This is a genomic window from Thiolapillus sp. (assembly GCF_048562965.1).
GTDB lineage: Bacteria > Pseudomonadota > Gammaproteobacteria > Chromatiales > Chromatiaceae > Thiolapillus > Thiolapillus brandeum_A.
Map to the genome: position 1 here is coordinate 1 of NZ_JBHNMF010000086.1, position 9,665 is coordinate 9,665.

The 9,665-nt window shown below is 57.8% G+C and carries 8 protein-coding genes; 5 read left to right on the plus strand and 3 right to left on the minus strand.

The genetic code is table 11. The annotated features are described in order from the left end of the window. The first annotated feature begins 103 nt into the window (after positions 1-103). The 5 genes from ACOCD2_RS06825 (at position 104) to ACOCD2_RS06845 (ending at position 7,113) form a co-directional block, all read left to right on the plus strand. On the plus strand, positions 104-520 hold the full coding sequence (locus ACOCD2_RS06825; protein WP_293672508.1) for a hypothetical protein: 417 nt from the start codon (positions 104-106) through the stop codon (positions 518-520). A 218-nt stretch (positions 521-738) separates the two neighbouring features. Then, positions 739-4,278, plus strand: a complete 3,540-nt coding sequence (dnaE, locus tag ACOCD2_RS06830; RefSeq protein WP_293646136.1) for a DNA polymerase III subunit alpha — start codon at positions 739-741, stop codon at positions 4,276-4,278. 32 nt (positions 4,279-4,310) lie between these two features. Beyond that, positions 4,311-5,267 carry an acetyl-CoA carboxylase carboxyl transferase subunit alpha gene (accA, locus tag ACOCD2_RS06835; protein ID WP_293646134.1) on the plus strand — a complete coding sequence of 319 codons (957 nt, stop codon included), beginning with the start codon at positions 4,311-4,313 and terminating at the stop codon, positions 5,265-5,267. Between the two features lie 41 nt (positions 5,268-5,308). Beyond that, positions 5,309-6,619: a tRNA lysidine(34) synthetase TilS gene (tilS, locus tag ACOCD2_RS06840; RefSeq protein WP_293646132.1), complete on the plus strand. Its 1,311-nt coding sequence runs from the start codon at positions 5,309-5,311 to the stop codon at positions 6,617-6,619. Beyond that, on the plus strand, positions 6,607-7,113 hold the full coding sequence (locus ACOCD2_RS06845) for a paraquat-inducible protein A (RefSeq protein WP_293646130.1): 507 nt from the start codon (positions 6,607-6,609) through the stop codon (positions 7,111-7,113). The genes tilS and ACOCD2_RS06845 overlap by 13 nt, the downstream gene beginning before the upstream one ends. A gap of 76 nt (positions 7,114-7,189) precedes the next feature. On the opposite strand, the gene ACOCD2_RS06850 is transcribed toward ACOCD2_RS06845, so the two are convergent. The 3 genes from ACOCD2_RS06850 to ACOCD2_RS06860 all read right to left on the minus strand — a co-directional run. Further along, positions 7,190-7,651: a hypothetical protein gene (locus ACOCD2_RS06850; protein ID WP_293646128.1), complete on the minus strand. Its 462-nt coding sequence runs from the start codon at positions 7,649-7,651 to the stop codon at positions 7,190-7,192. Between the two features lie 69 nt (positions 7,652-7,720). Continuing rightward, positions 7,721-9,382: a hypothetical protein gene (locus ACOCD2_RS06855; protein ID WP_293646126.1), complete on the minus strand. Its 1,662-nt coding sequence runs from the start codon at positions 9,380-9,382 to the stop codon at positions 7,721-7,723. 2 nt (positions 9,383-9,384) lie between these two features. Further along, a partial coding sequence (locus ACOCD2_RS06860; RefSeq protein ID WP_294116929.1) for a hypothetical protein occupies positions 9,385-9,665 on the minus strand: 281 nt, incomplete at its 5' end.

A 9,665-nucleotide genomic window follows, 5' to 3' on the forward strand; every position in this document is an offset into this window, starting at 1 on the left:
GCGCCAGCTCTACACCGGATACTTGCCAGGGACTCTTGATTCCCAGTATCTGGGCGTATAGGTCTTTGTCTCTCATAGGGGATTACGATAATCTACCCACTCCATTTGGGGAAGAGCCTTATTATTGAGTACCGATGCCAAGCTGACCCCGGAACAGATCATCGAAGCCTATGGAGAACGCTGGTCGATTGAATCGATGTTCAATCAACTGAAACTCTCCTGGGGCTTGAAAGAGGCCTGGCAACAAACCCGCCAGACGCTGCATCGTTGGGTGCACCTGACCTTGGTGGGTTATGGTCTGATCCAATTATTGGGCTATCTGGATGATCAGACCGTCAGGCAACTGTGTTGCCATTCGCCCTGGCGAAAGGACAATCCCACAACGGCAGGGCAGATCCGTAAAGGACTGCTACTGATTTTTCACCATGTCCCTGTCCGGCAGTGGTGGAACCGTAAATGCAGAAAATTCGAACCGCCCAATTGGCGAGGAAGTGAGCAGGATGCAGCAATCAGCGTATAGAACAAGCTCTAACGGGCAGTATGAACAAAATAGCAACTTTATTTCACCCGAAAATATACGGTGGAACAATGTTGCTTACTCTAAACTCTAGTAAAGGGAAAACAGCTCAAGAATCACTTTGTTCCTGTGGCGGCGATGTGCTTTCAAGGGCCTTTTTGTCGGATAGTTGTGGAAACCCTGGGACGAATTCCTCGTTCCGGTGCTAGAATAATCGCCCCATGGAACCCCGCTTTGTACACCTGCATCTGCACACCGAATACTCCATGGTGGATAGCGTGGTGCGCATCAAGTCCCTGGTGGCAGCCCTTACAGATCAGGGCATGCCGGCCGTGGCGGTCACCGACCAGTTCAACCTGTTTTCCCTGGTCAAGTTCTATCGTGCCACCACAGGCGCGGGCATCAAACCCCTGTTCGGCGTGGACCTGCGGCTGCTCAATCCCGAGCAGGTCAATCAGCCGGACCGCCTGCTGCTGCTGGCACAGAACGAAACCGGGTATCGCAACCTGCGCGAACTGGTCTCCCGTGGTTACCAGCAAGGCCAGCACCTGGGCAAACCTACCCTGGCCAGGGAATGGCTGGATGAGGAGAGCTGCCAGGGACTCATCGCCTTGTCCGGTGGCAGGGACGGAGATGTGGGCCGTGCTCTGCTGGCGGGCAACGATTCCCTGGCTAACGAGTTGCTGGATTACTGGCTGAAGCTGTTCGGTGACCGCTATTATCTGCAACTGGTGCGTACAGGACGTCCCAACGAAGAGGATTGCCTGCATGCCAGCGTAGATCTGGCACAGCGACGTGCCGTTCCCGTGGTTGCCACCAACGAAGTGTGCTTCCTCAAACCGGAAGACTATGCCGCCCACGAGGTGCGTGTGTGTATCAATCAGGGGCGGACCCTCGATGATCCCCGCCGCCCCATGGACTATTCGCCAGAACAGTATTTGCGCACGGAAGAGGAAATGGCGGAGCTGTTTGCCGATATCCCTGAAGCGCTGGAGAACAGCGTCGAGATTGCCCGGCGCTGCAACATCGGCATGACTTTCGGCAAGGACTACCTGCCGGACTTTCCCGTGCCTGAAGGCCTTACCATGGACGAGTTTTTCCGTCAGCTCTCACAGAAAGGGCTGGAGGAGCGCCTGAACAAGGTTCTCGATCCGGTGGCTGCGGATTTTTCTGAGAAGCGCAAGCCCTACGATGAGCGCCTGGAAATCGAGCTGGAAGTGATCATTGACATGGGGTTCCCCGGTTATTTCCTCATCGTGGCTGATTTTATCCAGTGGGCCAAGGACAACGACATTCCCGTAGGGCCGGGCAGGGGTTCCGGTGCAGGTTCCCTGGTGGCCTATGCCCTCAAGATCACGGATCTCGATCCCCTGGAACATGAATTGCTGTTCGAACGCTTCCTCAACCCGGAACGGGTTTCCATGCCGGATTTCGATATCGATTTCTGTATGGACAGGCGTGACGAGGTCATCGACTACGTGGCCGAGAAATACGGTCGGGATGCGGTCTCCCAGATCATCACCTACGGCTCCATGGCGGCAAAAGCCGTGGTGCGTGACGTGGGTCGTGTGCTGGGCCATCCCTACGGTTTCACCGACCGGATCGCCAAGATGGTGCCTTTCGACCTGGGCATCACCCTGACCAAGGCTCTGGAGGAAAGCGAGGAACTGAAACAGGCCTACCAGGACGACGAAGAAGTCACTCAGCTCATCGACATGGCCCTGCAGCTCGAAGGCCTGACGCGTAACGCGGGCAAGCACGCCGGCGGCGTGGTGATCGCACCGGGCAAGCTCACGGACTTTGCCGCCCTGTATTGTGAGGCGGATGGCAGCAATCTGGTCACCCAGTTCGACAAGAATGACGTGGAAGCCGTGGGCTTGGTGAAGTTTGACTTCCTGGGGCTGCGCACCCTGACCATCATCGACTGGGCGCTGAAGACTATCAACGGCCAGCGCAAACTGGCCGGGCTGCAACCGGTGGATATCAATGCCATACCCATGGACGACCCCGATTCCTTCGCCCTGCTCAAGTCGGCGTCGACCACGGCGGTGTTTCAGCTCGAATCCCACGGGATGAAGGAACTCATCCGCAAGCTGCAGCCGGATTGCTTCGATGAAATCACCGCGCTGGTGGCCCTCTACCGTCCCGGCCCCCTGGGTACCGGCATGGTGGATGATTTCATTACCTGCAAGCATGGCCATCAGGAAGCCAAGTACCTGCATCCCAGCCTGGAGCCCATCCTCAAGCCGACCTACGGTGTGATCCTCTACCAGGAACAGGTCATGCAGATCGCCCAGGTGCTGGCGGGCTATTCCCTGGGCGGCGCAGACCTGCTGCGCCGGGCCATGGGCAAGAAAAAGCCGGAAGAAATGGAAAAGCAGGGTGAGATATTCCGTAAGGGCGCAGTGGAACGGGGCGTGGATGAGGCTCTGGCGACGCAGATATTCGATCTCATGGCCCATTTCGCCGGATATGGCTTCAACAAGTCCCATTCGGCCGCCTACGCGCTGGTTTCCTACCAAACCCTGTGGCTCAAGGCCCATTATCCGGCCGCCTTTATGGCGGCGGTGCTTTCGGCGGACATGGACAACACGGACAAGGTCGTGCACCTCATCGAGGAATGCCGGGAGATGAAGCTGGATGTGCTGCCGCCCCAGGTGAACCGTTCGCAGTACCAGTTTACGATAGGCAACGATGACCAGGTCATCTATGGTCTGGGGGCCATCAAAGGCGTCGGGGAATCGGCCATCGAAGGCATCATCGAGGCGCGCACCGAAGGTGGTTCTTTTCAGGATCTGTTCGACTTCTGCCGCCGTATCGACCTGCGAAAATGCAACCGGCGGGTGCTGGAGTCTCTGATTCGTGCAGGCGCACTGGATGAGATGGGCTGCAACCGCGCCACGCTCATGATGCAACTGCCCCTGGCGCTGAAGATGGCTGAACAACACCATGCGCTGCAGGCCGCCGGCCAGAGTGACCTGTTCGGCCTGAGTGAACCCGAGGCGCCACCGGCCATGGGCATCATTCCCGACGACGTGGATGACTGGAGCGATGAGCAGCGTCTGCGTGGCGAGAAGGAGACGCTGGGTCTGTTTCTTACCGGACACCCCATCGATTTCTATGAACCGGAGCTGAAGGGACTGGTCAGCCGCATCGGCAGCCTGTCCCTGGACGACAGCCAGAAAGGTTACGGTCGGGGCAAGGATGTCACGGTTGCAGGCCTGGTGATGGCGGTGAACAAACGCGCCACCCAGCGGGGCATGATGGCCAGCGTATTGCTGGATGACAAGACCGGCCGCATCGAACTGACTCTGTTCAACGAAGCCTTCGAATGCTGCAAGGACCTGCTCATCGTCGACAAGGTGCTGGTGGTACAGGGCAAACTGGTACATGACGAATACCGTGGCGGTCTGGGGCTGCGTGCCGAGGAAGTGAGCAGCTACGAGGTTTTCCGCGAACAGCGACTGGCAGCGATGGATCTGATGGTCGACGAGCAGTTTATACGCAGCCAGAAGTGGACTGCGGTGGATCTGCGCAACCGCTTGCGGGAATTGCTGGAAGATTTCCGGGGCGGCAGCGTTCCCCTGTGCATCCGTTACCGGCGGCAGGATGCCACAGCCCTGATACGGCTGGGTGATGCCTGGAGCGTGACACCTTCCGATGAACTGCTGTGCCGCCTGCGGCAGCTGTTAGGAGAAAATGGCGTGGCGCTGCATTTTGCCGGGAAAACGGTTAATGATTCCGTGGCAATTGGGGTATGATAGGCGTCATCTGCAACCTGTGAGCTGCCTCTATGGATCTCAACTTTCTCGAATTCGAACAACCGATTGCCGAGCTTGAAGCCAAGATCGGTGAACTGCGCCTGCTGGGTGATGACGCCGAGATCAACATCCAGGAAGAAATCGAACGTCTGGAAGAAAAGAGCCGCAAGCTCACAGAATCCCTTTTTTCGGCATTGAATCCCTGGCAGATATCCCAACTGGCGAGGCATCCGCTGCGACCTTACACCCTCGACTATATCGAGCGCATCGTCGATGATTTCGAAGGTCTGCATGGCGACCGCTCTTTTGCCGATGACCAGTCCATTGTTTCCGGCATCGGGCGCATCGACGATCGTCCGGTTATGATCATCGGCCATCAGAAGGGCCGGGATACCAAGGAGAAGCTCAAGCGCAACTTCGGTATGCCGCGGCCGGAAGGTTATCGCAAAGCGTTGCGCATGATGGAAACGGCAGAGCGCTTCAAGCTGCCCATCCTCACGTTCATCGATACTCCTGGCGCCTATCCCGGCATCGATGCCGAAGAGCGGGGACAGAGCGAAGCCATCGCCAGAAACCTGCGGGAAATGGCGGGGTTGCGCACGCCCATCATCGCCACCGTGATCGGTGAAGGCGGTTCTGGAGGGGCTCTCGCCATCGGCGTGGCAGACAAGCTCATGATGCTGCAGTATGCCACCTATTCAGTCATTTCGCCCGAAGGCTGCGCCTCCATCCTGTGGAAAAGCGCAGACAAGGCATCCCAGGCAGCCGAGGCCATGGCCATCACTTCCGACAAACTCATGGAGCTGGCGCTGATTGATGGCATCGTGCCGGAACCTCTGGGGGGAGCGCACCGTGATACGGATGCCATGGCCGCCAATCTCAAACAGGCCCTGCTACAGTCCCTTGAGCAGCTGCAGGGAAAATCCCAGGAAGAACTGCTCGACAGCCGCTACAAGCGTCTGATGTCTTACGGAGTGTTCAGCGAATAACAACAGGGCGTTGAAAACCCTCAATACCGGGAATACTGGTTATGGCCTTTTCTCCACAAAAGCTGTTGGATGTATTGCAGACCCTGCCTGTGCCCGAACAGTATTGGGTGGCATTCAGCGGTGGTATGGACTCTACGGTGCTGTTGCACGGGCTGGCGACGATCCGCCCGGAACTGTCCGCACCTTTGATGGCAATTCACATCAATCATGGTTTGCAGGTCAAGGCGCTGGAATGGGAAATGTACTGCCGCGAGACCTGCGCCCGGCTGGATATTCCGCTCACCAACCTGCAGCTCAACCTGAGACCGGCGTCCGGAGAAAGCCTGGAAGCACAGGCCAGAGACGCGCGTTATACCGCCATCGCCGCGCGCATGAATCCCCAGGATATGCTGCTTACCGCTCATCACGGCGACGACCAGGTCGAAACCTTCCTGTTGCAGCTGTTGCGTGGGGCGGGCATTTCAGGGCTGGCTTCCATGCCCCTGATACGCGACTGGCAGACGGGATGGCTGGCGCGTCCGCTGCTGGAATACAGCCGGGAGGCTTTGCTTGACTGGGCGAGGAAGGAGGAACTGCAATGGCAGGACGACCCCAGCAACGAGCGTCTCAACATCCGCAGGAATTATCTGCGCCACAAGGTCATTCCTTTGCTGAAGGATCAGTGGCCGGGGTTGATCAATACGACAGCACGCTCGGCGCGCCATTGTGCGGAAGCCGCAATTCTCATGCGGGAAGTCGGTACCGCCGATATGGCGCTGGTCTGGGACGAAGGCAAACCCTGGCAGATGATGATCTCCGGTCTGGAAGTGCTTTCACTGCAGCGGCAGAAGAATCTCCTCCGTTACTGGATACGCCACCAGGGTTTGCCCGTGCCAGGACATCGCATCATCGAGCGTATTCTCAGCGAAGTGATGCAGGTGCAGCAGGCAGGAAGCCCGCTGTTGAGCTGGAACAGCGCTGAAATACGCCGCTACAGGGGGCGTCTCTACCTGATGCCAACCCTGCCGGAAGCGCCGTCCGAAGAAGTCCGGCTGCACTGGGACGGAAGCAGGCCACTGAAGCTGCCCGAAGGCCTGGGACGGCTGTTGGTCAGGACCGGAACGGACTGGCTGTCGGAAGGTGTGGACGTGGTGTTCCGTTCCGAATCCCTGAAATGCCGGCCCGGCAAGGGAAAAAGCAATCGTAGCTTCAAGGGGCTTTGCCAGGAACTGAGTATCCCTCCCTGGCTGCGCCAGCGCCTGCCTCTGATATACCGCAATGATGAACTGATTGCCGTTGCAGACTATTGCATGTGCCAGCCGGAGATGGGAAAGAGTCCGTTCACCTGGGAAAGACCTCAGTGGCTGCAATAGGATTCCGTAACAGCTATGCCGCCAGGCATCCGCTGACAGGGGTACTGGTCAATTTACTGTTGCTGCTTGCTTGTGCCCTGCTGGCGCTGGGCTTGAAGCTGCCCCTGGTGACGGTGGAAAAATGTTACTTTTTTGGTAACACCGTCAGCCTGCTGTCGGCCATCGGCCAGCTCTGGCAGGGTGAGGAGAAAAGCCTGGCTTTGCTGCTGGGTGGCTTCAGTGTTGTATTTCCTGCGGTCAAGCTTCTGCTGCTGTTTCTTATCTGGAATCTGGAAGACACGCAAAGCATGCGGCACCGGCGGAATCTCAAGTGGCTGGCAACCTACAGCAAATGGTCCATGCTGGATGTGTTCGTGGTTGCGCTGCTGGTGGTCACCGTGAAACTTGGCGCCCTGGCACAGGCAAAGGTGGAATTCGGACTGTATGCCTTTGCGGCCAGCGTTATTCTGACCATGCTGATCTCGGCATGGATCGGGCGTTATACTGCCGAATAGCTTGTGCTCGTGAAAAACAGGGCAGGCGTGAATGCCTGCTCTGTTTTGATTGTCGGGAACCTGCGAAGGCACCCTGTCAACGGATCGTTTTTTCGTTTTTCATGGCAACAGGCCGGGTGATCTGCTCCAGCAACGGCCGCCAGGCCATTGTTTCCGGTTCGGCCTGAAGTATTTCGAGACTCACCAGCGGGTTTCCGGGCTCGCATTTTCGGCATTGCCTGTCGATTCCCGGTTTCTTGACGGGCAGGCAGGTGTACAGTTCCAAACCCTTTGCATCGATGGCACTGACGCACAGCTCACAGTCCACCGACTGGGCCATTTCCGTCTCGATATACAGACGGCGACCGGTCAGCCTGTAGGCGAGAGTACCATTTTTCGTGGAGACTTCTCCGATACCTTGTTCCAGAATTTCACCGCACAGGCACCATTGGTAGTCCACGGGGAAGGCCGCCAGTTTCGGCCAGGCCTCGAACACACCACAGCGCCGCACCGGACTGGAGCTGCAGTAAGAGCAATCGGGCGTGATGTATTTTTCCACTTCACCCCTTTCCAGGATGGACCACTTTTCCGATATATCCAGAGACGGGACAGGGGTGTCGAACGTCGTCTACTCGAGGTGCAGTGCACCGCCTTCCGTGAGGGAGCGCCAGGCTTTGACCTTGGCCAGCCGTCCTTCACTGGTGCGTACACCGAAAACCACCGCATCATGTGACATGAACCAGAAGGGTGACGGAAAGGAAACAGGAACAGCTCCCGGAGGAATGACGGTGGATGTAAGCGGCATGTGCGAGACCTGCACGGGAGTAACCGCACCATAGGATGTGCCGGTTATGCTCAAACCGCTGCCGCCACTGACGGACAGACCCTGTTCAGGCCGCCATACCAGGTCAGTGCCAAAGCGTATGTCATTGGTAATTTCCCCCGTGTCCAGGTCCACTGCAAAGGCCCTGATGTCCTTGTGCTGTCCCTTGTTCTTGATCGGTACAGCAGGAGCCCGCACGATGCTGGAACGCAACTCAAGGTCATCAAGTACGATATCGGTGAGTGTGAGTCCACTGCCGATGGGTCCCAGAGGAACGGAAGGCAAACCACCCAGCGAACCGCTCAGGCAGTCTGACACCAGGCCGTTGGCAATGCCCTCGGCGACGGCTTCAACGATGGCGAGAACAATTGCGGCAACAATGACACCGACGATCCCACCAAACAATCCTCCCAGGCCCAGAGAAACCAGCCATACCCACCAAGCCAGGTCTACATCGGTATCGACATTCGGTTCGGTTGCGGTAATGGTGATGCTTCCACCGGAAAAGCCGATATCGATATAGAAAGAAAAGTTGGAAACGGCAGACCAGCCTGTCCCGGAATCGGTGGCTCTTCCGCTAACGGCAATGCGGTTGCCTTCTACCCGGGCCTCGAGATTGGTCAGGGTGCCGTCTCCGCCGGGAGCGGGAACGCTGCGGTTCAGTCGCAGGGGCGTATCGAAGTTGTCCACGGGAATGCCCATCTGTCTGGCGAGGCGGGGGCGCATCACCTTGGCCAGCAGCCAGAAGTTGCTCATCATCACCAGAGAGCCGCTGCCGGCGGGAATCATGCTGGCGTTCACGCCGTTGATATTGCCGCCGGAATCACTCGCCATGCGAATCCCAAAGGTGATGCAGTCACTGTCCAGGGTTGACGTATCGTTTATCGTGGTCACATCGATGTCGAATACCGTGGTGGCATCGCTGTCATCGGTGACGGGGATTGGTGGCGTCAGATCCAGGCGCTGGATATCATTCTGAAGCTGATTCAGGACGATGCCGGCCATCATGTTCTGCGCCTGGTTGATGGTCAGTCCCGCGGCACTCAGCAGTGGCGCCAGCCGGCTGGCGGAGTCGCTGTCGAATGTCACGCTGACATCAGGTGCGCCAGCGGTAAAGTCCATGCTGGCAATCTGTGTGCTGCCTTCTGTGCGCATCACGATACTGTCCACGATGGTGATGTCTCCGCCAAGAGGTGAAACCGTGAGTGGCAGTGGTGCGGTTATTTCAAGCTGGGATCCATCGAACGGAATGGTCAGCCCCATGCGGGGCCTTGGACGATCCAGGTCTGCAACCGGTGTATCGAAGTTCAGTGCGGCCGTGCCGGTGACGCCACCACTGCTGATGGGTACGCTGATGGCCGGTGGAAAGATGCCGCCTGCAAGAAAAGCGGTTTCAAGCTGGCTGTTGAGCTCGGATTCCGATATCTGCACGAGCATGTCGAATCCGGAGGTTCTGTCGAGTGCCATGATCAATCCTCCGTGACGCAGGTGTTACTGTCGCGGCCGCCGGGCCTGTGACCGTTTCCAAGCTTGCCGATACGGCCGTCGGGAAAGACGGCGGTGCTGATGTTTACCACCTTGACTCCGGGTCCGATCATCGTGCTCTGGGCGACCTCCTCACGGGTCCGGTGCAGCAGCTTTTGTTCTGCGCGGCTGAGGTCGATGCCTGCTTTCTTCATGGCTTCGGCCGGATGAGAAAGAAAAAGCCGCGTGTTGGCTTCGTCCCGGGCCAGCCAGGCAATCATCTTTT